General features: G+C 72.7%; 21 protein-coding genes. 10 read left to right on the top strand and 11 right to left on the bottom strand.

The window, feature by feature from the left end; all coding sequences use genetic code 11:
* Positions 1–6: 6 nt before the first annotated feature.
* Positions 7–930, bottom strand: coding sequence for a carbohydrate ABC transporter permease (locus PV796_RS26025; protein WP_274915809.1), 924 nt, complete (start codon positions 928–930; stop codon positions 7–9).
* Positions 927–2,186, bottom strand: a complete 1,260-nt coding sequence (locus tag PV796_RS26030; RefSeq protein WP_274915810.1) for an ABC transporter substrate-binding protein — start codon at positions 2,184–2,186, stop codon at positions 927–929. The genes PV796_RS26025 and PV796_RS26030 overlap by 4 nt, the downstream gene beginning before the upstream one ends.
* A gap of 390 nt (positions 2,187–2,576) precedes the next feature.
* Here PV796_RS26030 and PV796_RS26035 point away from each other — a divergent pair, with 390 nt between their 5' ends.
* The gene (locus PV796_RS26035) at positions 2,577–3,119 is read left to right on the top strand and encodes a hypothetical protein (protein WP_274915811.1); all 543 of its coding nucleotides are present in this window, start codon (positions 2,577–2,579) and stop codon (positions 3,117–3,119) included.
* Positions 3,120–3,731: 612 nt separating this feature from the next.
* Here PV796_RS26035 and PV796_RS26040 read toward each other — a convergent pair.
* On the bottom strand, positions 3,732–5,606 hold the full coding sequence (locus PV796_RS26040) for an APC family permease (RefSeq protein WP_274915812.1): 1,875 nt from the start codon (positions 5,604–5,606) through the stop codon (positions 3,732–3,734).
* Positions 5,607–5,798: 192 nt separating this feature from the next.
* Complete coding sequence (locus tag PV796_RS26045; protein WP_274915813.1) at positions 5,799–6,737, bottom strand: oxidoreductase; 939 nt, start codon at positions 6,735–6,737, stop codon at positions 5,799–5,801.
* A 62-nt stretch (positions 6,738–6,799) separates the two neighbouring features.
* Between PV796_RS26045 and PV796_RS26050 the strand changes: the two genes are divergently transcribed.
* Positions 6,800–8,122 (top strand): sensor histidine kinase, encoded by a 1,323-nt coding sequence (locus tag PV796_RS26050; protein WP_274915814.1) that lies wholly within the window; start codon positions 6,800–6,802, stop codon positions 8,120–8,122.
* Between the two features lie 35 nt (positions 8,123–8,157).
* A complete protein-coding gene (locus PV796_RS26055) occupies positions 8,158–8,814 on the top strand; it encodes a response regulator transcription factor (RefSeq protein WP_274915815.1) in 657 nt (218 codons plus the stop codon).
* 35 nt (positions 8,815–8,849) lie between these two features.
* Here the strand turns inward: PV796_RS26055 and PV796_RS26060 are convergent, their stop codons facing one another.
* On the bottom strand, positions 8,850–10,832 hold the full coding sequence (locus PV796_RS26060) for a glycoside hydrolase (protein ID WP_274915816.1): 1,983 nt from the start codon (positions 10,830–10,832) through the stop codon (positions 8,850–8,852).
* Positions 10,833–11,023: 191 nt separating this feature from the next.
* Here PV796_RS26060 and PV796_RS26065 point away from each other — a divergent pair, with 191 nt between their 5' ends.
* Positions 11,024–11,293, top strand: a complete 270-nt coding sequence (locus PV796_RS26065; RefSeq protein ID WP_274915817.1) for a hypothetical protein — start codon at positions 11,024–11,026, stop codon at positions 11,291–11,293.
* A gap of 30 nt (positions 11,294–11,323) precedes the next feature.
* Here the strand turns inward: PV796_RS26065 and PV796_RS26070 are convergent, their stop codons facing one another.
* From PV796_RS26070 to PV796_RS26080, 3 genes are read right to left on the bottom strand one after another with little or no spacing between them, the layout of a single operon-like run.
* The gene (locus PV796_RS26070) at positions 11,324–12,526 is read right to left on the bottom strand and encodes a M20 metallopeptidase family protein (protein WP_274915818.1); all 1,203 of its coding nucleotides are present in this window, start codon (positions 12,524–12,526) and stop codon (positions 11,324–11,326) included.
* A gap of 10 nt (positions 12,527–12,536) precedes the next feature.
* On the bottom strand, positions 12,537–12,827 hold the full coding sequence (locus PV796_RS26075) for a DUF397 domain-containing protein (RefSeq protein ID WP_274915819.1): 291 nt from the start codon (positions 12,825–12,827) through the stop codon (positions 12,537–12,539).
* Entirely contained in the window at positions 12,824–13,654 is an 831-nt protein-coding gene (locus PV796_RS26080; RefSeq protein ID WP_274915820.1) for a helix-turn-helix domain-containing protein, read from the bottom strand. Before PV796_RS26080 ends, PV796_RS26075 begins: the two co-directional genes overlap by 4 nt.
* Positions 13,655–13,802: 148 nt before the next feature.
* Here PV796_RS26080 and PV796_RS26085 point away from each other — a divergent pair, with 148 nt between their 5' ends.
* Entirely contained in the window at positions 13,803–14,093 is a 291-nt protein-coding gene (locus tag PV796_RS26085; protein WP_274915821.1) for a hypothetical protein, read from the top strand.
* Here the strand turns inward: PV796_RS26085 and PV796_RS26090 are convergent.
* Positions 14,090–14,968 carry an aldo/keto reductase gene (locus PV796_RS26090; RefSeq protein ID WP_274915822.1) on the bottom strand — a complete coding sequence of 293 codons (879 nt, stop codon included), beginning with the start codon at positions 14,966–14,968 and terminating at the stop codon, positions 14,090–14,092. The two genes, PV796_RS26085 and PV796_RS26090, sit on opposite strands and share 4 nt — an antisense overlap.
* 73 nt (positions 14,969–15,041) lie before the next feature.
* Between PV796_RS26090 and PV796_RS26095 the strand changes: the two genes are divergently transcribed.
* Positions 15,042–15,830 (top strand): sulfite exporter TauE/SafE family protein, encoded by a 789-nt coding sequence (locus PV796_RS26095; protein ID WP_274915823.1) that lies wholly within the window; start codon positions 15,042–15,044, stop codon positions 15,828–15,830.
* A gap of 27 nt (positions 15,831–15,857) precedes the next feature.
* Here PV796_RS26095 and PV796_RS26100 read toward each other — a convergent pair whose 3' ends face one another.
* Complete coding sequence (locus PV796_RS26100) at positions 15,858–16,226, bottom strand: cupin (protein ID WP_274915824.1); 369 nt, start codon at positions 16,224–16,226, stop codon at positions 15,858–15,860.
* A 302-nt stretch (positions 16,227–16,528) separates the two neighbouring features.
* Between PV796_RS26100 and cutA the strand changes: the two genes are divergently transcribed.
* Both cutA and PV796_RS26110 read left to right on the top strand, forming a co-directional pair.
* A complete protein-coding gene (cutA, locus tag PV796_RS26105; protein WP_274915825.1) occupies positions 16,529–16,906 on the top strand; it encodes a divalent-cation tolerance protein CutA in 378 nt (125 codons plus the stop codon).
* Between the two features lies 1 nt (position 16,907).
* Complete coding sequence (locus tag PV796_RS26110; RefSeq protein ID WP_274915826.1) at positions 16,908–17,891, top strand: hypothetical protein; 984 nt, start codon at positions 16,908–16,910, stop codon at positions 17,889–17,891.
* Positions 17,892–17,928: 37 nt separating this feature from the next.
* Here the strand turns inward: PV796_RS26110 and PV796_RS26115 are convergent, their stop codons facing one another.
* Positions 17,929–18,621, bottom strand: a complete 693-nt coding sequence (locus tag PV796_RS26115) for a SanA/YdcF family protein (protein WP_274915827.1) — start codon at positions 18,619–18,621, stop codon at positions 17,929–17,931.
* Between the two features lie 170 nt (positions 18,622–18,791).
* Between PV796_RS26115 and PV796_RS26120 the strand changes: the two genes are divergently transcribed.
* Positions 18,792–19,247, top strand: a complete 456-nt coding sequence (locus tag PV796_RS26120) for a gamma-glutamylcyclotransferase family protein (protein ID WP_274915828.1) — start codon at positions 18,792–18,794, stop codon at positions 19,245–19,247.
* A 108-nt stretch (positions 19,248–19,355) separates the two neighbouring features.
* Positions 19,356–20,366: an adenosine deaminase gene (locus PV796_RS26125; RefSeq protein WP_376569283.1), complete on the top strand. Its 1,011-nt coding sequence runs from the start codon at positions 19,356–19,358 to the stop codon at positions 20,364–20,366.
* Positions 20,367–20,456: the final 90 nt, after the last annotated feature.

A 20,456-nucleotide genomic window follows, 5' to 3' on the forward strand; every position in this document is an offset into this window, starting at 1 on the left:
GGCGTCTCACTCCTCCTTGCGGCCGAGTCCGAACCAACGGGCCTGGCCCACCGTCGCCACCGCGATGATCAGGGCCAGGATCACCGCGCCCGCACTGCCCAGCCCGAGGTTCTGGTCCCGGCCGAGCGCGGTGTAGTAGAGGTACACCAGCGGTGGGCGGGCGTACGGGGGGTAACCGCGGGCGTCGCTCAGCAGGTTGTAGAACTCGTCGAACGCCTGGAAGGAGTTGATGACCAGGAGCAGCAGCACCGCCACCGAGGTGGCCCGCAGTTGCGGGAAGGTGAGGTGCCTGAAGACCTGCCAGCCCGGCCGGGCCCCGTCCACCGCCGCCGCCTCGTACAACTGCGGGGAGATCCGCTGGAGTCCGGCCAGGAAGAGGATCATGTAGAAGCCGGCCTGGAGCCAGAGCCGCACGGTGACGATGACCAGCCAGTACCAGGGCGGACTGGTGGTGGACAGCCACGCCACCTGGTCGATCCCGAACCAGCCGAGCACCGTGTTCGCCAGCCCGAAGCGCACCCCGTTGAACAGCGACAGCTTCCAGATCAGCGACGCCACGACGTACGAGCACGCGGTCGGCAGGAAGAACACCGAGCGGAAGAACGCGCGGGCCACCCGCAGCCGGTTGACCATCAGCGCCAGCGCGAGCGACAGCGCGAAGGTGGCCGGCACGATGAACGCGGTGAACAGCAGGAAGGTGCCCAGGCTGCCGAGGAACGCGTCGTCGCCCAGCATCGCGGCGTAGTTGTCCAGGCCGATGAAGTGCGTCGGGTTCACCGTGTTGTGCGCGTCGAAGAAGCTGAGGTAGACGCTCCACGCCAGCGGTACGTAGGTGAACAGGCCCAGCCCGACCGCGAACGGCCCGACGAACACCCAGAACCACAGATTCCGCCGCTGCGGGCCGAGCAGCCGGGCCGTCAGCGCGCTCACGTGTTCTTGACCCGGGCCAGCTCGGCCCCGACCTTCCGCAGCACCGCCCGCAACTCGGTCTCCGGATGCGCCCCGTCCTTGATGATCCGGCTCAGCGCGTCCTGGTAGGCGTTGCGGTCCGCGCTGGTCCACAACAGCGGCTCGGCGTAGCCGTGTTCGGTCGCCAGCCGCACCGCCTCGGCCGCCGGCCCCTGCCGGAGCTGCCGGGCCCGCTTCGCCAGGGAGAGCCGGGCCGGGATGTGGAACCCGTAGGACAGCGCGAAGTCCTGCTGGAAGTCGGTCCGGTCGATCCACAGCCACTTGGCGAACGCCTTGGCCGCCGCCGGGTCCTTGCTGCGGGCGTTCACCGCGGACGCGTAGGCGCCCACCGGGACGGTCGGCTTCCCCGCAGGGCCGTCCTTCGGGAACGGCAGCACCCCGAAGTCGTCGCCCAGCGCCCTGGTGATCTGCGGCAGCGCCCACAGGCCCGACCACTGCATGGCGGTCAGCCCCTGGACGAAGGCCGCCGGGTCGGACCAGTCGGTGGGCGCGCCCAGCAGCAGCGACCTGTCCGCGTACAACTGCCGGATCTTCGCCAACACCCGGGCCGCGGCCGGATCGTCGAACCCCGGCTTGCCGTCCTCGGTGATCAGGCTCAGCCCCGCGGCGAACAGCGGTGTCCCGCTGAGCACCCCGGCGCCGCCGTCGTTGCCGAGGAACAGCCCCTTCACCTTGCCGGTGGTCAACTTCCCGGCCGCGTCCACCAGTTCGTCGACGCTCTGCGGCGGCTGTACGCCGGCCTCCTTGAGCAGGCTCTTGCGGTAGTAGAGCACCTGGGTGTCGACGGTCTGCGGGATGCCCCAGATCTTGTCCCGCCAGATCTTCGGCGCCAGCACCGCCGGGTTGAAGTCGTCCTTCACCGGCGCGACGAGGTCGGTCAGGTCCGCCACCTGACCTCCCTGGATCTGCTCCAGCAGCGGGCCGTTGACCTCGAAGACGTCGGGGCCCGAGTCGGTGAGCAGCGCGGCGGCGGTCTGCCGGTCGTAGTCGCCCGGCCGCCACTGGACGCTGACGTTCGCCTTCTTGTACGCGGCGGCGTAACGCCGCACCGCCTGTTGGGCGCCGGGTTCGCCGTACTGGTGGTACCACTGCGCTAGCGCTGGGCCCGAACCGGTGTTGTTGCGCCCGGTGTTGGTGCCGCAGGCCGTGGCCGTCGCGCCGGCCAGTGCGAGGCCGCCTGCGGCGGCGAGGAGCCGTCTTCTGCCGATCACCGTCATGGGACGTAACTTTGCCGGATCGCGGCGGCGTGAACCCCCACGTTTTGGGTTTGCTTCCCACGTTGTTGGCTCTCCCGCCGTGGCGGCTGATGCCGTGGCGGCTGATGCCGCAGGTCCCGTACGTCGTCGGCTTCCCCGCCGTGGTGGGGTTTCCGCCTTCGGCGGAGGGGTGTGTTGGGCGGGGGCGTCTGGTGGGTCTGTGGTGGCGGGTGCGGTCCTCCGGGGGCGGGTTTTCGGACTGCTTCGCTTGACGTCCGAAAACCCCGCCCCCTCCGGCCCGCCCCCTCCCGTCGGTGGACGCGCCTCCGCCCGGTGGGGGAGAGGGGAGGGCGGGGTGGGGGTGGGGAAAACCGTTCGTCCGCGGGGCGTTGGGGCTGTCACCCTTACGGGATGGGGATGTACGAGGTGGAGGGCGAGGCGCTGCTTCTCGGGGGGCGGGCCGGGGTCGGGAAGACGTCGGTGGCGTGGGAGGTCTCGGCACTGTTGCGGGGGGCGGGGGTGGGGCACGCCGTGGTGGAGGGGGACTTCATGGGGCAGATCCACCCGGCGCCGGAGGGCGATCCGTCGCGCTCTGCGATCACCGAGCGCAACTTGGCGGCGGTGTGGGCGAATTACGCCCGGGTCGGCTGTCGGCGGCTGCTCTACACCAACACCGTGAGCGTGCTGCCGGAGAGCGCGGGGATGTTCGAGCGGGCGATGGGGCCCGGGGTGCGGATCGTCCGGGTGCTGCTCACCGCCACGGACGCCACCACCAAGGCGCGGCTCACCGGCCGGGAACGTGGCTCGGAGCTCGCCCAGGAGTTGGCCAACAGCGCCCGCAAGGCCCGGATGTTGGATGCGCGGGTGGCCGATGACGTGCTGCGGGTGCCCACTGATGGGCGGTCCGTGCCGGCGGTCGCGGCGGATGTGGTCGCCGCGGTGGGTTGGGTCTGACCCCACGTTGTTGGCTCTCCCGCCGTGGCGGCTGACGCCGCAGGTCCCGTACGTCGTCGGCTGCCCCGCCGCGGGGGTTGCTGTTCTCCGCCTTCGGCGGAGGGGTGTGTTGGGCGGCGGCGCCCCGCTGGGTGGTGGGTGGCGGGTGCGGTCCTCCGGGGGCGGGGTTTTCGGACTGCTTCGCTTTACGTCCGAAAACCCCGCCCCCTCCGGCCCGCCCCCTCCCGTTGGGTGGGCGCCTCCGCCCGGTGGGGGTGAGAGGAGAGGGGGCGGAGTGGGGTGCTGTCTGTATCCCTGCTTCCGCCGGAGGGGGGAGCAGGAATCGGGGTGGTGCTTGTACCTCTTCTCCTACCGGGGCGGGGTCCCGTCCACGTGCGGGAGGGGGCGGTGCCGGAGGGGTGGGTGTTTCGGACGTAAAGCGAAGCAGTCCGAAACACCCACCCCGGAGGCACCGAACCCGGCACCCACCACCCAGCGGGGCACCCCGCCCCAACAACCCTTCCGCCGAAGGCGGAAACCCCACCACGGCGGGGAAGCCGACGACGTACGGGACCTGCGGCATCAGCCGCCACGGCGGGGCAGCCGGCAACGTACGGGACCGTACCTTCGGCGTCAGCTCAGGCGGAAACGAAGGCGACAGATCGCCGCATCCGTGTCGCGCCGCACCGCATGCGCCAGCACCGCGCCGCGCTGGTTCTGGAGGACCCGCTGCCACAGGTGGGCCGGTTCGACCTCGGGGATCAGGACGGTGATGCGGGCGTCGGGGCGGCGGTCCGTCAGGTCCTGGACGTAGGAGGTGATCGGGCGGCCCAAGGAGCGTGTGGGGGAGGGGAGTTCGAGGAGGTCGACGCCCGGGTTCCAGAGTTCCCAGTCGCGGCGGAGCGCCTCCGTGGCGGGGCGGTCGTCGGGGGTGCCGTAGGTGACGGTGACCGCGATGACCTCGTCGCCGAGGGAGACCGCCGCGTTGAGTGCCTCGCCCGTCAGGCGGGACAGGTGCGAGACGGGCACGACGACGAGGGACTGGGCGCGCCGCGGCGGTTCGGGGACCCGGCCCAGGGCGACGCTGTCGCCGATCCGCCCGTACGCCCGGTGGACGGCCTCGAAGGCGAGGACCAGCAGCGGCAGCGCGATCACGACCAGCCAGGCGCCGTCGGTGAACTTGGTGGCGGTGACCACGATCGCCGCGGCGGCGGTCAACACCGCGCCGAAGCCGTTGAGCAGGGCCTTGCCGAGCCAGCCGGCGGACCTCTCCAGGTGCCAGTGGCGGACCATGCCGGCCTGGCAGAGCGTGAAGCCGACGAAGACGCCGATGGCGAAGAGCGGCACCAGGGTGTTGACGTCGCCGCCGGAGAAGACCAGGAGGGCCGCGGCGACCGCGGCCAGCGCCAGCACGCCGTGCCGGTGGACCTGGCGGTCGGCCTTCAGGCCGAAGACGTGCGGCAGGTAGTTGTCGCGGGCGAGCAGGCCCATCAGGACGGGCAGGCCGCCGAAGGAGGTGTTGGCGGCCAGCGCCAGCAGCACCATGGTGGCGAACTGGACGACGTAGAAGGCCCAGTTGTGGCCGAGCGAGGCGTCCGCGAGCTGGGCGAGGACGGTGACGCCCTCGACCGGCTGGAGGTGGAAGCGGCCGATCAGCAGCGACAGGCCGATCAGCATGGCGCCGAGCAGGGCGCCCAGCGCGACCTCGGTGCGCTGGGCGCGCTTCGGGGCCGGGGCGCGGAACGACGGCACCGCGTTGGCGACCGCCTCGACACCGGTCAGCGCCGAGCAGCCGGACGCGAACGCCTTCAGCAGCAGCAACGCGCCCACGGAGGTGGCGTTGTGGGCGAGGACGGAGGCGTGGCCGGCGGCCGTGACGGTGGAGGCCGGCGCGTCACGGAACAGGCCGACCACGATCATCGCCAGGATCGAGACCACGAAGACCGCGGTGGGCAGCAGGAACGCCCGTGCCGAGTCGGCGATCCCGCGCAGGTTGATGCCGGTGACCAGGACCAGCACCGCCAGGCAGATCCACACCCGGGACCCGTAGAGGTGGGGGAAGGCGGAGGTCAGGGCGGCGACGCCGGCGGTCACCGAGACCGCGACGTTGAGGATGTAGTCCAGGACGAGGGAGGCCGCGGCCACCAGGGCGGAGCGGCGCCCGAGATGGGTCTTGGCCACCGCGTAGGAGCCGCCGCCGTTGGGGAAGGCGGCGATGACCTGGCGGTAGGAGAGCACCAGGACGGCCAGCAGCGCGGCGATGGCGAGGGTCACCGGGAGGGTGAAGCCCAGACCGTAGGCGCCGGCCGTGGCCAGGACCAGCACGATCGACTCCGGCCCGTAGGCGACGGAGGCCATCGCGTCGAGGGAGAGGGCGGCCAGGCCCTGGAGGGAGGTGAGGCGGTGCCGGTCCTCGGCCGCGCCGGGGGCGGCGTCGGTGTGGTGACCGGGTGTGGTCGCCGGGGGCGGCTGCTCGGGCCGGTTTGCGGGCTGCGACACCGTCGACATTGTTCGTCGTACCTCCGTGCGGCACTGGCTGGGACCAGCCCAGCGTGCGGGCCACGGAGGTGGGCGGCGAGACACCTTGGCGCGGCCTTGGCGGCCGACGGGGCGATCTTCACGGGATTTTGACGCCGTCTTGTCGCAACTCCCGGCTCCGGCGGCCGCTACCCGGCGCTCACCTGCCGAAAGCGCCCCGGCTCAGGCTCCGGGGACGGCGAAGTCGTAGCGCACCCCGGTGAGTTCCTCCGAGGCCGTCCACAGTCGTTCCGCGGTGACGCCGTTGCGGGTCCACGGGGCGTGGAAGGAGCGGGCCGGGGCGCCGCGGAGCCCGTTGCGCGGGCCGATGAAGGCGTCCGGCCGCATGTGCGGGGCGGTGGCCGCGCACAGCGTGCCCAGCGCCCCGCCCTCCGCGGGCTGGGCGATCAGCCGGTTGCCCAGCTCCACCACCCGCTCAGCACCCTGCCGGTCCTCCATCCGCACCCCCGCGGTCTGGAGGTTGGTGTGGGCGTAGCCGGGGTGCGCGGCGGCCGCGACGACCCGCGAGTCGGCCACCGCCAGCCGCCGGGCCAGCTCGTGGGTGAAGAGCAGGTTGGCGCTCTTGGAACGGCCGTAGGCGAGCCAACGGTGGTAGGAGGTCTCGCTGTTGAGGTCGTCCAGGCGCACGTCGGACAGCACGTGCAGCATGCTGGAGACCGTCACGACCCGCGCGCCGGGCGTCGCCAGCAGCTTGGGCAGCAGCAGCCCGGTGAGCGCGAAGTGCCCCAGGTGGTTGGTGCCGAACTGCATCTCGAAGCCGTCCGCGGTGGTGCGGTACGGCAGCGCCATCACACCGGCGTTGTTGATCAGCAGGTCCAGCCGGTCGCCGCAGAAGTCGGTCAGGCCCTCGGCGAACTGCCGCACGGACGCCAGGTCGGCCAGGTCCAGCGCACGGAACTCCGCCTCGGCGGTGGGGACTTCGGCACGCAGCCGGGCCAGCGCGGCCGTGCCCCGCTCCGCGCTGCGGCAGGCCAGCACCACACGGGCGCCGCGCCGCGCTAGTTCACGGGCGGTGACGTAGCCGAGGCCGCTGTTGGCGCCGGTGACGATCGCCGCGCGGCCGGTCTGGTCGGGGATGTGGCTGGTGTTCCACCGGGTCACGCCGTACTCCTCGGTAGGGGAGGCCCAGCCTACGCCCGGCCCCGGGAGGGGATCCTGGGGGCATGCCCCGCCTGACCCGCCGCCTGCGCGCGCTGCTCGCCGCCCCGTTCGCGCCGCGCGCCCTGGCCGCCCTGCTGTACGCCCTGATCGGGCCGGTGCTCGCGCTGCCGGGCGCGGCGGTAGTGCTGGTGGGCCTGGCCGTGGGGGCGGTGCTGTCCTGGACGGCGCTCGGCCCCTGGCTGCTGGCCCTGACGGTGCGCGGCGCCCTCGCCCTGGGCGACCTCCAACGGGCGCTGTCCCGCGCCCTGTTGGGAGAGACGATCGCGCCCGCCGGGCGGCGCACCGCCCCCGGGGCCTTCGGCTGGCGGCGCGCCCTCCTCGGCGACCGGGCCGGCTGGCGCGCGGTGGCCGCCACCGTCCTCGCCCCGCTGACCGCACTGCCGCCGCTGCTCGCCGCCGTCCTCGGCTATCTCTACGGCCCGTTGGCGCTCGCCCACCCCGTCCTGCGGCACTGGAACTACGTCACCGTGCGCGACCCCGACGGCACCGTCCATCGGGTCGGACTGCTGATCCACGGCGTGGAGTTCGACAGTTGGCCGCGCTGGACGCTCGTCGTGGCGGCCGGCGCGCTGCTGACGCTGCTCGCGCCCCACCTGGTCCGCCGGGCCGGCGCCCCGCACCGGATGCTGCTGCGCGCCCTGCTCGGCCCCAGCGCCGCCGACGCCCGCATCCGCACCCTGGAGGAGACCCGGGCGCACGCCGTCGAGGACGCCGCCGCCACCCTCCGCCGGATCGAACGCGATCTGCACGACGGCACCCAGGCCCGCCTGGTCGGCCTGGGCATGCACCTCACCCTGATCCGCGAGCTGCTCACCCAGGACGCCGACCGGGACCGCCTGTTGACCGCCGTCGCCCGCGCCCAGGACAACGCCACCCAGGCCATCACCGACCTGCGCCACCTGGTCCGCGGCATCCACCCGCCCGCGCTCGACGAGGGACTGGCCACCGCGCTGGCCACCCTGGCCGCCGACGCCCCGCTCCCGGTCGCCCTGCACACCACGCTCACCCACCGCCCCACCCCCGCCCTGGAGTCCATCGCCTACTTCTGCGCCGCCGAACTCCTCGCCAACACCGTCAAGCACAGCGGCGCCACCGCCGCCGCCATCGAGGTGCACGGCGACGGCCGCGCGCTGCTGCTCTCCGTACGGGACGACGGGCGCGGCGGCGCGGTCCCCGGCGCGGGCAGCGGCCTGACCGGCCTGCTCGGCCGGGTCCGCACCGTGGACGGCACCCTGACCTGCGACAGCCCGCCCGGAGGGCCTACCGTGGTCACGGTCCGCCTCCCGTACCCGGCCGCGCACCCCGCCGCCCAACGGGCGGGCTGACCACACCCGTTGGCCACTCCCCACGGACAGGAACCATGCGCGTCGTCATCGCCGAGGACTCCGCGATTCTGCGGGAGGGCCTGGTCCAACTGCTGGAACTGCGCGACGTACAGGTCGCGGCCGCCGTCGCCGACGCCGAGGCGCTGCTCGCCGCCGTCGACGCGCACCGCCCGGACGTCGCGGTGATCGACATCCGGCTGCCGCCCGGCCACCGTGACGAGGGCCTGCGGGCCGCCGTCGCGCTGCGGCAGTCCCACCCCGGCACCGGCGTGCTGCTCTTCTCCCAGTACGTGGAGACCGCCTACGCGGACCGCCTCTTCGGCTCCGGCGCGGGCTTCGCCGGTGTCGGCTACCTGCTCAAGGAACGGGTGGTGGACATCGGCGAGTTCGTCGACGCCCTGCACCGGGTGGCGCGCGGTGGCACCGCCCTCGACCCCGACGTGGTCACCCAGCTCTTCGGCGCCGTCCGCCGCGCCACCGCCCTGGACGCGCTCACCCCGCGCGAGCGGGAGGTGCTGGCCCTGATGGCCCAGGGCCGCACCAACCACTCCATCGCCGCCGCGCTGACCGTCACCGAGCGGGCCGTGGAGAAGCACATCGCCAACCTCTTCGGCAAGCTGGACCTCCCGCCCTCGGAGAGTGGCCACCGCCGGGTCCTGGCGGTCCTGCGCTACCTGGAGGCGGCCCGGTAACGCAGGACCGGACCGCCCCAAGAGGCCCCTGTTCCCTAGCTGTTGACCTGCGCCGGGCACAGTCGCCGCGGCTGCTTCGCGCCGTGCAGTCGCGCGTCCACGCACCCGCCCGGCAGCCCGTCGTACGCCCGGCTGCCGAAGTTGGCGGTCACCGTCAGCGTCCCGTTCCCGAACACCGTCCGCTGCACGCTCCGGTCACCGGTCAACCACCGGAACGACGTCATCTCCTCGGTCCCCGCGGCCTTGTGCAGCGGCGCGAAGTACTTCTGCAACGCCGCCAGCTCCTTCCCGTTCTTCTGGATCGACGGCCCGTCCAGCACGAAGTTCAACGGCGTGTTGTTGAGCATCGCCAGCAGCGCCCGGGTGGTCTTCTGCGCCGGCAGCTTGTCGTAGGACAGCTCCCAGCGCTCGGCGTTGACCAACGAGCCGTGCAGCGCCGTCTCGTACAGCGGCACGCGGTACTTCGGGTCGTACATGGCCGTGGCCAGGTCGGCGGGGAGGGTCACCGGCTTGAAGAACATCTTCGGCGCGTTCTCCGGGTAGTAGCCGCCCCACGTGTCCTTGTTCCGCTCCAGCGGCCACAGCCCGTCGGCGACCGGCGTCCCCGACCCGTGGTCGAAGGCCAACACCCCGTTGGCCCACGGCTGCGCCGACTCCGACCCGAGCACGAAGCCCTTCCCCAGCCGCCCCATCCGGGCCAGCCGGTTCGCCCGGTCCCCGGCCTTGGTCATCTCGTGGCCCGCGCCGTGGTCCCGGAACACCTCGCCGGTCGCGTCCACGTCCAGGAAGTAGCTGTCCGCCCCGTTGGCGGTCATCTCCCGCGTCCGGTCGGCCAGATAGTGCTTGGTCGGCTCCGCCTTCTCGAACGCCCGCGAGCTCAGGTAGCACCCCCGCCCCCCGAACCCGGTCTCCGCCGAACCGTCCGCCTTCCGCACGCAGAAGTCCGGATACACCGTCCCCGGCCACTTGGACGTGGGACTGTCCGCCGCCTTCGGATCCTGCCCGTTGGCGAACGAGTCGTACGGCCCGACGAGGTACCCGGCCTGCCTGGCCGCCCGCACCGCCGCCGCGTCCATCGGATCCGGCCCGGCGTCGTACCCGAGCCACATCCGGTCCACGCCCAACTTCCGCAGCCGCTCGACCCCTTCCGCGGTCCGCGCCTGGCCCCACACATACGCGTGGAACGCGCCCAGCAGCTTCCCGTTGGCCGGATTCTTCGCGATCTTCTCCCGCAGGCTGCCCAACTGCCCGCGCTGCGCGAGGTACGACCGGTAGTCGGCCGCCGGCGCCACCGGGTTCCCGTCCGTCAGCGCGAACGACACCTCGTAGTCCCGCGTGCCGTCCCCCGCGTCGAAGGCGTGCGCCGCGGTCGCCCGCAGCGCCCCGCCCTCCGACGCGAACCGCAGCGACGTCCCGATGTCCGTCGGCGTCACATAACTCACCCCGTGCCGCGCCCCGTTGCCCCGCGAGGCGTCCCCGCCCATCGCGTACCCCCACAACGGCAGCGCCAGGTCCGCCCCCACGTCCACCGTGCTGCCGGCCAGCCCGCCGCGCTCGGAGTTCCAGAACGCGTCCCGCACCGGAATGTCCAACCCCTCGCCGCGCGGCACCTGCACGTCCGACGCGGCCCGGTCGGTCCCGGTCACCGGCCAGCTCACCGACTGGTCCCGGTCCGAACGGACCCGGATCGCCAGCCGCCCCTGCTGCGAACGCGCCGTCACCGTCAGCCCCTTGCCCGGATACGACCAGCGCGCCCCGTCCGCCGTCCGCGTCACCGGCCCGGGCTGCCCGAGCCCAGCCTTCGCCCCCTCGGACAGCACCAACCGCGTCCCGTCCCCGGCCCGCGCGCTCACCGCCAACGTCGCGGTGTCCACGCTCGCCGTCCCCCCTTCCACCGGCAGCGTCAACCGCCCGCCTTCCACCGTCCCGGCCTGCGCACTCCCACACCCGGAAACCCCGAACGTGGTGGCGGTCAGCGCCATGGACACGGCAATCACTCGCGTGAGTTTGGATGTCATGACCATGTGGATAGTGCGGGGGTTTAAGAACGTTCTAAGAAGGGGGGCGAACGGGCCACGGGGGATGGCTGGTTGGATGGGTTCCCGTCCCCCTTGCCGATGCGTAGATTCCCGAGCTCTGCGCGACCTGCGTGTGCCTTGTGCGCTCGGCGTGCTGTGTGCGTATCGGTTCTGTCAGAAGGGAGAGCAGCATGGGCCGCACGTGGAAACCCGATCCGTCGGCGCGGTTCCGACGGCGCTTGGGGAAGACCGCGCACGAGCTCGACCACTCCGACGGCAAGGACGAGTGCCCGGACATCTGGCAGCTCGACAACGGGGATGTGGCCGTGATCGGCCGGGACCTCACCGCCCACTACGGCCCGAGCCTCCCCGACGGCGTGCGGCTCGCCGAGGACGAACGGTTGGTCGTGATTCCCGGAAACATGCTCAGCGCGGCCAAGCCGGACATACCTGACGCCTGAACTCCGCGCCGCTGCCCGAACCCCGACGCCCTACCCCTTCGCCAGCCTCCGCGCCGCGAGTTCGGCGTACACCGCCGCCCCGTCCGCCAGCACCGCGTCGTCGAACTCGGCCAGGGGCGAATGGTTGTTGGGCGTGTGCTCCGGGTCCGCGCCGGGCGGCGGCGCCCCCAGCATCGTCATCACGCCCGGCACCTCGCCCAGCACCCGCGAGAAGTCCTCGGACGCCGGCACCGGGTTCGGCCGCCGCACGAACCGCTCCTCGCCCAGCGCCTCCCGCACCGCCCGCGCCACGAAGTCCGCCTCGGCCTCGTCGTTCACCGTCACCGGGTACGTCTCGACGAACTCCGCCTCCACCGCCACCCCATGGGCCGCCGCGACGCCCCGGCACACCTCCACCGTCCCGTCCTTGACCCGCGCCTGCGCCGCGGCCGAGAAGCTGCGCACCGTCGCGTTGAAGGCCGCGGTCTCCGGGATCACGTTCACCTGCGTCCCCGCGTGGAACATCCCCACCGACAGGATCACCGGGTCGAACACGTCGAAGCTGCGCGTGATCCACGCCTGCAACGCCGTCACCATCGCGCACGCCGCCTGCACCGGGTCCTTGGCGCGGTGCGGCATCGACCCGTGCCCGCCCGCCCCGCGCACCGTCACCCGCAGCACGTTGGACGCCGACATCATCGGCCCGCCGCGCGCCTCGAAGACCCCGCTTCGCACCCCCGCCGACAGCACGTGCAGCGCGTACGCCGCCACCGGACGTCGCCCCGCCGCCTCCAACACCCCCTCGGCCAGCATGTGTCGGGCCCCGTCGTGCCCCTCCTCGCCCGGCTGGAACATGAACACCACGTCCCCGGCGAGCCGGTCCCGGTGCGCGGCGAGGAGTCTGGCCGCCCCGACGAGCATGCTGGTGTGCAGGTCGTGCCCGCAGGCGTGCATCCGCCCGTTGTCCGCGGCGAAGTCCACGGTGGTGCGCTCGGCGACCGGCAACGCGTCCATGTCACCGCGCAGCAGCACCGCGGGCCCGGCCGCGGCCCCGTCGGCGCCCCCGCGCAACACCGCCGTCACCGAGCTCAACCGCTCGCCGGTGCGCACCTCCAGCGGCAGGCCGTCCAGTTCGGCGAGCACCGCCTCCTGCGTGCGGGGGAGTTCGAGCCCGGTCTCCGGAATCCGGTGCAGGGCGCGGCGCAGCCGCACGAGGTCGTCGGACAGGGCACGGGCATCGTCACGCAGGTCCACGAGGTCCTCCTCAGCCGGCGGCCAACTCCCCATTCTTGACCGCCCGGAGGAACGAGGACCACCCCGCCGCGGGGATGGTGATCACGTCCCCGTCCGAAACCTTGCTGTCCCGTATGGGAACGATGCCGTGGGTGATGGAGTGGGTGGGGGAGATTTCGAGGCATTGGCCGCCGCTGCCGTCGCTGTGGGACGACTTGATCCATATGAAGTCACGGGAGAACTCCAGGCATTGGCCGCCGTTGGCGTCACTGTAGGAGGACTTGATCCAAGTGGCGGCGGCCAGATCCAAGTCGGGAGTCATTCTTGGTACTCCTTCAGCAGCTTCTTGATCAGTGTCAGTGACTTATCGGGTGCCAAGGCATGCGCCCGGAGGAGATCGTAGTCATCCAGTGCGGCTTCGACCGTTTGTGCGGAGTCGTGCATTCGTCCTCCTACCCGGGTTTCTGTGTAGAGCACCGTGGGCGTGTCTTTGAATCGCATCACAGTGAATGGCTTGGTGGACGCAGCGGGAGCGCCTGCCGAGAACGGCATGACCTGAAGCGTGATGTGGGGCGATTCGACCGTTTCCAGTAGGTACTTGAGCTGTAGAGACATGACCCCGCTGTCGCCCACCACCGTTCGCAGGCACGCTTCGTTGAGGATCGACCACAGGGTCGGCGGGCAGTCCCGATCGAACACCTCGCGCCGTCGGAGCCTGGCGGCCACCTTGGCTTCGATCAAGTCCCCGTCCTCGTGGGAGAAGTACGTACTGAAGATGGCGCGCGCGTACGCCTCCGTCTGAAGAATGCCCATCACGAGGTTCGCCGAGTAGTCCAGAACTCGCGTCGCCTTCCGCTCCAAGTTCAGATACGGAACGAACCACGACGGATGGTCCCCCTCGTCGATCCGTCGCAGCATGCCCGTGAACAACTCGCCCGTGCCGAAGGCGAGATCGCAGCCCCGGGCGAACTTCATGCTGGGGCGGGGGAGCATCTTTCCCGCCTCGACTCTGCTGACGTACGCCTCCGAGTAGCCCGCCGCCTTGCCGAGCTGTTTCTGCGTCAGCTTGCGGGCGAGTCTCACCTGTTTGACGTCGTGCCCGAAGCGTTGGAGCGGGTTCAAGTGCGGGGACGGGGTCGTCTCGTCCAAGGTCGTGACCTCTCGCCATGGGGTCGTGTCCAGCATCGCGGCAGGCAGCGGACTTGCGCACCGCCGCTCAAGTGCCGCAATTCTATTGCCCGCAGGGTGGTTTGGGTGACCGAATGGCTACAGAACGTATGGGCGGAGGTTGATGAAAATGACGGACGTTTCGCCGCGGCTTCTGCCGTGGTCGAGCCTGGACGGTAAGCCCTGTTACCTCGTCAGCGAGGGTGGCGGCTTCCTCTCCCGCATGGCGGACGAGATCGAGGAGGCCCAGCTCCTCCTCGCCGGTGGGCTTATCGAGGACGCGCAGCGGGTCTTCGCCGCCCGGAGTTGGACCGCCGGCGAACTCCATCTGCTCGCGGTGGAGTTGACCGAATCGCTGGTCGAGGTGCGACGGGTGGCGAAGAGCCGGGGCGCGCGCCTGCTGGCCGTTCCGGGAGCCTAGGCGCCGCCGCCCGGGGCAGCGCCCGCGAGCCCGTCCAGTTGGCTCAACTCCGCCTCCGTGAGGGAGATGTCCGCCGCCGCGAGGTTCTCGTCCAGGTGGGCGGGGGAGCCGGTGCCGGGGGTCGGCAGCAGGACGGGGGAGCGATGGAGCAACCAGGCCAGGGCGATCTGGCCGGTGGTCGCGCCGTGGGTGGCGGCGATCGCGGCCAGCGCATCGTCGGCACCGCTGCCCGCCAACGCACCATGGCCGAGCGGGAACCACGGCAGGAACGCCGTCCCGGTCCGCTCGCACAGCGTCAGTACGTCCTCGGAGGCGCGGTCCAGCACGTTGTAGCGGTTCTGGACGGTGGCGATCGGGGCGAGTTCGCGGGCCCGGGACAGCTCCGTCGCGCTGACGCTGTCCAGGCCGATGTGACGGATCTTGCCGGCGCGTTGGAGCTCCACGAGGGTGCCCAACTGGTCCGCCATCGGGACGTCGGGGTCCAGCCGGTGGAGCTGGTAGAGGTCGAGGGTGTCGGCGCGCAGCCGTCGCAGGCTCGCGTCGCACATGGCGTGCAACTGCTCCGGGCGGCCGGCGAGGTGCCAGACGTCCGGGCCGGTGCGGACGACGCCGCCCTTGGTGGCGATGACCAGCCCGTCCGGGTACGGGTGCAGGGCGCGGGCCACCAACTCCTCGGCCACGTCCGGTCCGTAGTTGTCGGCGGTGTCGATCAGCGTGACGCCGGCGTCGACGGCCCGCCGCAGCAGCGCCACCGACCGCTCGGGGTCCTCGTGGCGCGGTCCCCAGTAGCCGGGGCCGACCAGGCCCCCGGTCCCGAACCCCAGCCGCCGCACCGGCAGCGTCCCCCCGACGGAGAAGGTCATCCGCATGTCCATGTCCGGGAGCCTAGGCACCGGAGATCACGAAGGGGAGCCCCGCGCCGGCCCGACCGCTCCCTAAGATCGCCTGGTGCCCTCTGACATATCGCTGTTCACGCTCGCCCTGCTGTGCCTGGCCGCCCTCGCCGCGGGATGGATCGACGCGGTGGTGGGCGGCGGCGGCCTGCTGCTGCTCCCGGCCCTGTTGGTGGGGCTGCCGCACACGCCCACCGCGTTCGTCCTCGGCACCAACAAGTCGACCGCCATCGTGGGCACCGCCGCGGCCGCCGTCACCTACGTCCGCAAGGCGCCGATCGACGTCCGCACCGCGCTGCGCATCGGGGGCGCGGCGCTCGCCGGCTCGGTGGGCGGGGCGTTCTTCGCGGCCGGGATCAACAGCGCGGTGCTCCGCCCGTTGATCATGGCCGTGCTGGTGGGCGTCCTGGTCTTCGTCCTCGTCCGGCCGGCCTTCGGGGCCGCCGCGGCGCCCGCCGGCCCGGTCTCCCGGCGGCGGATGCTGGCGGCCGTCCTGCTCGCGGGCCTGGGCATCGGCTTCTACGACGGCCTGATCGGGCCCGGCACCGGCGCGTTCCTGGTCGTGGCGCTGGCCGCCCTGCTCCACATGGACCTGGTCACCTCGTCCGCCACCGCCAAGGTCGTCAACGTCTGCACCAACATCGGCGCGCTGACGATGTTCGCCCTCCAGGGCACGGTGCTGTGGCAACTGGGTGCGCTGCTCGCGCTGTTCAACCTCGTCGGCGGCACGGTCGGCGCCAGGATGGCGCTCAAGCGGGGCACCGGCTTCGTCCGCGGCGTCCTCGTCCTCGTCGTCCTCGTCCTGCTGTGCAAGCTGGCGTACGACCAGTGGTTCGCCGCCTGAGCGGACCGCGTTCCCGGCCGGTCGGCGTCAGCCGTGGACCGGCGTCCGCACCCCGACCCCCGGGGCCCGTTCGCCGACCTCCGTCACGACCGTCAGCAGCGCCACCGAGTCCTCGATCGCGCGCAGCCCGTGCCGGGCGTGCGGCACCGGCGCGATATGACCCACCGTCAGTTCCTGTTCGCCGCCGCCCGGTCCGGTCAGCCGGACCCGGCCGCGCAGCACCTGGAGGCTGGCCGCCGGCGGCGTGTTGTGCTCGTCCAGCGCGGTGCCGGCCAGCAGCGCGATCACGGTCTGGCGCAGCGGCCCGTCGTGCACGAAGAGGTGGGCACTGCGTCCGTGGGCGGAGGCCCTGGCGTCGTCGAGCTGGTCACGGACGAGGGTTTCGAGGTTCACCATGGCGCGCGCCTTTCGGATGCGGACCGGGCTGCGGGGCGGGTCGGCGGCGGGGCCTCCTCCTCCATCGTTCTCCGTGCCCCGCACGGCGCAACCGGGGCGCCGGGAACCGGCCCTCCACGCCCCGGGCCCGATGGGACGTCCGGGTGCTTGACCGCCTACGGCGGCCCGCCGTACGCCCGTTGATCATCGAGGTCCGTACGATGCGGCAGGATCCCTTGATCGAAAGATTGAAAGATCGACGGGCTGGAGAACGACACCGTGCGACCCGCAGTCCCCCCACCGATCGCGAAGGCTGTGTGACCGTGGCCGACCCCACCGCCCTGAACGAACCCCCCGCCGCCGTCCCCGCACCGAACGGGCCACCGGCGAGGTTCCTGACCGTCATGACGACCATCGACAGCGCGCAGAAGGCCGAGCGGCTGGCGCGCGGCGCCATCGAGGGCCGGTTCGCCGCCTGCGCCCAGATCAGCGCGCCGGTCACCTCGGTGTTCCGTTGGAACGGCGCCGTGGAGACCAGCCAGGAGTGGCAGGTGCTGTTCAAGACGGCGAGCGCGCGCTACGCGGCCCTGGAGGCGTACCTCCTCGACGCGCACGACTACGACACCCCGGAGATCATCGCCACCCCGGTCACCCACGGGGGCGCCGGGTACCTCGCCTGGGTCGTGAAGGAGACGAGCTGACGTGCCGAGCAGAGCACAGTGCCGGACGCGCCGGCGGGCCAGGGCGGTGACCGTCGCCCTGGGCATGGCCTTCGGCCTCGCCGCCTCCCCGGCCGGCCACGCGGCCGGGACCGAACCGGGGGCGCACGGCGTCCAGTCCACCCACGGCCACCAGTCCCGCCCGCACACCACCTGGACCAGCAAGGACGCCGCGGCCTTCTGGACGCCCCGGCGGATGGCGCACGCGGCCCCGCCCGAGCGCGGCGCCGCCGCGGCCGCGGTGTCCTCCCAACGGGCCCCGACCGCCGAGCACTTCGACGGCATCCCGTCCGTCGGCGTGCTGTTCTCCGTCGACGGCGACGCCCGCGAACACCACTGCACCGCCAGCGTGGTGCACAGCCCGCACGGCAACCTGCTCCTCACCGCCGGGCACTGCAACCCGGGCGCGCGCGCCGCGTTCGTCCCCCAGTACCGGTCCGGGGAGGACGGCCAGCCCTACGGGGTGTGGGCCATCGAGGACACCTACGCCTACTCGGACCGGGCCACCGACGGGGACGGCGCCGACCTCGACTTCGCCTTCGCCTCCGTCGCCCCGGACGGCTCCGGCCGACGCATCGAGGAGGTCACCGGCGCCAACGTCCTTACCGGGACGCCCGGTTACCGCAACCAGGTCAGCGTCATCGGCTACCCCAGCGTCCACAGCGACCCCGCGGACCGGGCCGTGCGCTGCGCCACCACCACCCGGCGCCTGGCGGGCACCCGCCAACTCCAAATGGAGTGCAACGGGTTCTACGGCGGCACCTCCGGCAGCCCCTGGATCGCCGGCTACAACCCGCGCACCCACACCGGCCGGGTCATCGGCGTCATCGGCGGCGTCAACGGCGGCGGCCCCCGCGGCCCGCACAGCGACCGCACCTCCTACAGCCCGTACTTCGGCAAGGAGATCCTCAGCCTCTACGACCGCGCCAGCAGGGCCAGCGGCCGCGAGGAAGAGGAGGACGACTAGCCCGCGCGCCACAGGAGGACGGCCTGGCGGTGGTGCCCTAACGGAGCGCCGCCGCCAGGCCGTTCTCCTTGGGGCCGAGGAAGTGCGGATCGGGCCGCAGCACCGCCTCCGCGGTCGCCTTGCCCGCCGCGAGGATCTCCCGCACCCCGCCGTACGCCCAGGTCACGTCGTGCTCGGCGGCGACCCCGACGCCGTACGCGTCGATCCCGGCGGCCGAACACAGCGCCAGCGCCCGCCTGATGTGGAACCCCTGACTGACCAGCACCGCCCGGTCCACCCCGAAGACGCGGTGGGCGCGCGCACAGGAGTCCCAGGTGTCGAAGCCCGCGTGGTCGCCGACGATCTTCCGCGCCGGGACGCCGTGCCGCACCAGATAGCCGCGCATCGCGTCCGGCTCGTCGTAGTCGGTGCGGCCGTTGTCGCCGGTGACCAGGACCGCGCGCACCGTGCCGGCCCGGTAGAGGCGGACCGCGGCGTCCAGCCGGTCGGCGAGGTACGGCGACGGCTCACCGTTCCACAGGCCGGCGCCGAACACCACCGCCACCGGGGCGGCCGGGACGTCGGCGACCGTGCGGACGCGCCCTCCCGCGGTGGCGTTCAACCAGGTCGCCGGCAGCAGCGCGAGCACCGACAGCGTCACCACCGCCTGGAACGCCCGGCGCTGTCCGCGCCGGGTCCGCGGCGGCCGGACCCGCCGCAGCCACCCCAGGCGCGCCCGCAACCCCCGCATGTCCCGCCCCCGTTTCCCCGGAGCCCGCCGCCCGTCGCGCCGGGACCGTCCGTGCTCGCTTCCCGCAAGCTGCGACGTGGTGCGGGCTGGCATGGTTGCAGTGAGCGCGCGCCCCGTCGGCGTCAGGCGCCGTCGGCAACGTCACACCGCACCGCCCGTGGAGGACCGCGATGACCACCCAGGCCGAGCGCCTGCCGTTCTTCGTCTACGGGACGCTGCGCCCCGGCGAGGCCAACTACGGGCGCACCCTGCGCGGCCGGACCGCCGCCGAGGAGACGGCCCGCATCACGGGCGCACTGCTCTACGAGGGCCCCGGCTACCCCTACGCCACGGCCGGGCCCGCCGACGCCGTGGTGCACGGCACCCTGATCCACCCCCGACCCGCCGACTACGAGGCCGTCCGGTCCGCGCTGGACCTCTTGGAGGGCTACACCCCCGGCACCCCCGTGGGCGCCGGCAACCTCTACGAACGGGTCGCCACCGAGGCCGTCCGCCCCGACGGCCGGACCGCGCGCGCCTGGGTCTACCTGGCCGGCGAGCCGCTCGCCACCCGCCTGCGCACCACCGGCACCCCGCTCGCCGACGGCCGCTGGACCGGCCGCGCCGCCCCGCAGTCCCCCGGATAACCTGGACGACTCGTCCCGTACGGGCGACCCGTTCCCCTCAGGGACGCGCCGTTCCGCACGGCCGAGGCGCCAACCCGCCCCCGCAGCACAGCAGAACAGGTGTCACCCGTGGCCTCCAACCCCCCGAACACCGCCGCCCACCGCCCCCTGCCCAAGGCCGAACTGCACCTCCACATCGAGGGCACCCTGGAGCCCGGCCTGGCCTTCGCGCTCGCCGCCCGCAACGGCGTCACCCTGCCCTACGCCACCGAGGACGAGCTGCGCCGCGCCTACTCCTTCGCCGACCTCCAGTCGTTCCTCAACCTCTACTACGCGCTGATGGAGGTGCTGCGCACCGAGGACGACTTCGCCGACCTGGCGCACGCCTACCTGGCCCGCGCCAAGGAGCAGGGCGTCCGGCACGCCGAGATCTTCTTCGACCCGCAGGCGCACACCTCCCGCGGCGTCCCCATCGGGACGGTCGTCCGCGGCCTCGCCCGCGCCCTGGACGCCGCACCCGAGACCTACGGCATCACCACCCGGCTCATCATGTGCTTCCTGCGCGACGAGAGCGCCGACTCGGCCCTGGAGACGTTCGAGGCGGCCCGCCCCTTCCTGGACCGGATCACCGCCGTCGGCCTGGACTCCGCCGAGGTCGGCCACCCGCCGTCGAAGTTCCAGGAGGTCTTCGCGCTGGCCCGGGAGGCCGGCCTCAAGTGCGTCGCGCACGCCGGCGAGGAGGGCCCGGCGTCCTACGTCTGGGAGGCGCTGGACCTGCTCAAGGTGGACCGCGTCGACCACGGGGTGCGCTGCATGGAGGACGAGCGCCTGGTCGCCCGCCTGGTGGCCGACCGGACCCCGCTCACCGTCTGCCCGCTGTCCAACGTCCGGCTGCGGGTCGTCGACGACCTCGCCGACCACCCGCTGCCCGCCATGCTCGACGCCGGACTGCTGGTGACCCTCAACTCCGATGACCCCGCGTACTTCGGCGGCTACGCCGACGACAACTTCACCGCCGTACGCGACGCCCTCGCCCTGGACGAGGGGACCCTGCGGACGCTCGCCCGCAACTCCTTCGAGGCGTCCTTCCTGGACGACGAGACCCGCGCCGCGTACCTGAAGGAACTCGACGCCCACTGAAGCCGGTCACCGGGCGCTGTGCCGGGCCGCCGCCCTCGGGCGCGGCCCGGCACACCGCCCGCCCCGGGGAGGGCCCCTTCCGCCCTGTCC

The organism is Streptomyces sp. WZ-12 (assembly GCF_028898845.1).
In the GTDB taxonomy this organism is placed as follows: domain Bacteria; phylum Actinomycetota; class Actinomycetes; order Streptomycetales; family Streptomycetaceae; genus Streptomyces.

What these genes read in the sequence shown, in the direction of transcription:
- PV796_RS26050 (WP_274915814.1), top strand. Translation starts at nt 6,800, where the DNA reads ATGCCCCGCCTGACCCGCCGCCTGCGCGCGCTGCTCGCCGCCCCGTTC.
- PV796_RS26035 (WP_274915811.1), top strand. Translation starts at nt 2,577, where the DNA reads ATGGGGATGTACGAGGTGGAGGGCGAGGCGCTGCTTCTCGGGGGGCGG.
- PV796_RS26100 (WP_274915824.1), bottom strand. Translation starts at nt 16,226, where the DNA reads ATGGTGAACCTCGAAACCCTCGTCCGTGACCAGCTCGACGACGCCAGG.
- PV796_RS26030 (WP_274915810.1), bottom strand. Translation starts at nt 2,186, where the DNA reads ATGACGGTGATCGGCAGAAGACGGCTCCTCGCCGCCGCAGGCGGCCTC.
- PV796_RS26065 (WP_274915817.1), top strand. Translation starts at nt 11,024, where the DNA reads ATGGGCCGCACGTGGAAACCCGATCCGTCGGCGCGGTTCCGACGGCGC.
- PV796_RS26090 (WP_274915822.1), bottom strand. Translation starts at nt 14,968, where the DNA reads ATGGACATGCGGATGACCTTCTCCGTCGGGGGGACGCTGCCGGTGCGG.
- PV796_RS26085 (WP_274915821.1), top strand. Translation starts at nt 13,803, where the DNA reads ATGACGGACGTTTCGCCGCGGCTTCTGCCGTGGTCGAGCCTGGACGGT.
- PV796_RS26060 (WP_274915816.1), bottom strand. Translation starts at nt 10,832, where the DNA reads ATGACATCCAAACTCACGCGAGTGATTGCCGTGTCCATGGCGCTGACC.
- PV796_RS26120 (WP_274915828.1), top strand. Translation starts at nt 18,792, where the DNA reads ATGACCACCCAGGCCGAGCGCCTGCCGTTCTTCGTCTACGGGACGCTG.
- PV796_RS26115 (WP_274915827.1), bottom strand. Translation starts at nt 18,621, where the DNA reads ATGCGGGGGTTGCGGGCGCGCCTGGGGTGGCTGCGGCGGGTCCGGCCG.
- PV796_RS26040 (WP_274915812.1), bottom strand. Translation starts at nt 5,606, where the DNA reads ATGTCGACGGTGTCGCAGCCCGCAAACCGGCCCGAGCAGCCGCCCCCG.
- PV796_RS26055 (WP_274915815.1), top strand. Translation starts at nt 8,158, where the DNA reads ATGCGCGTCGTCATCGCCGAGGACTCCGCGATTCTGCGGGAGGGCCTG.
- PV796_RS26075 (WP_274915819.1), bottom strand. Translation starts at nt 12,827, where the DNA reads ATGACTCCCGACTTGGATCTGGCCGCCGCCACTTGGATCAAGTCCTCC.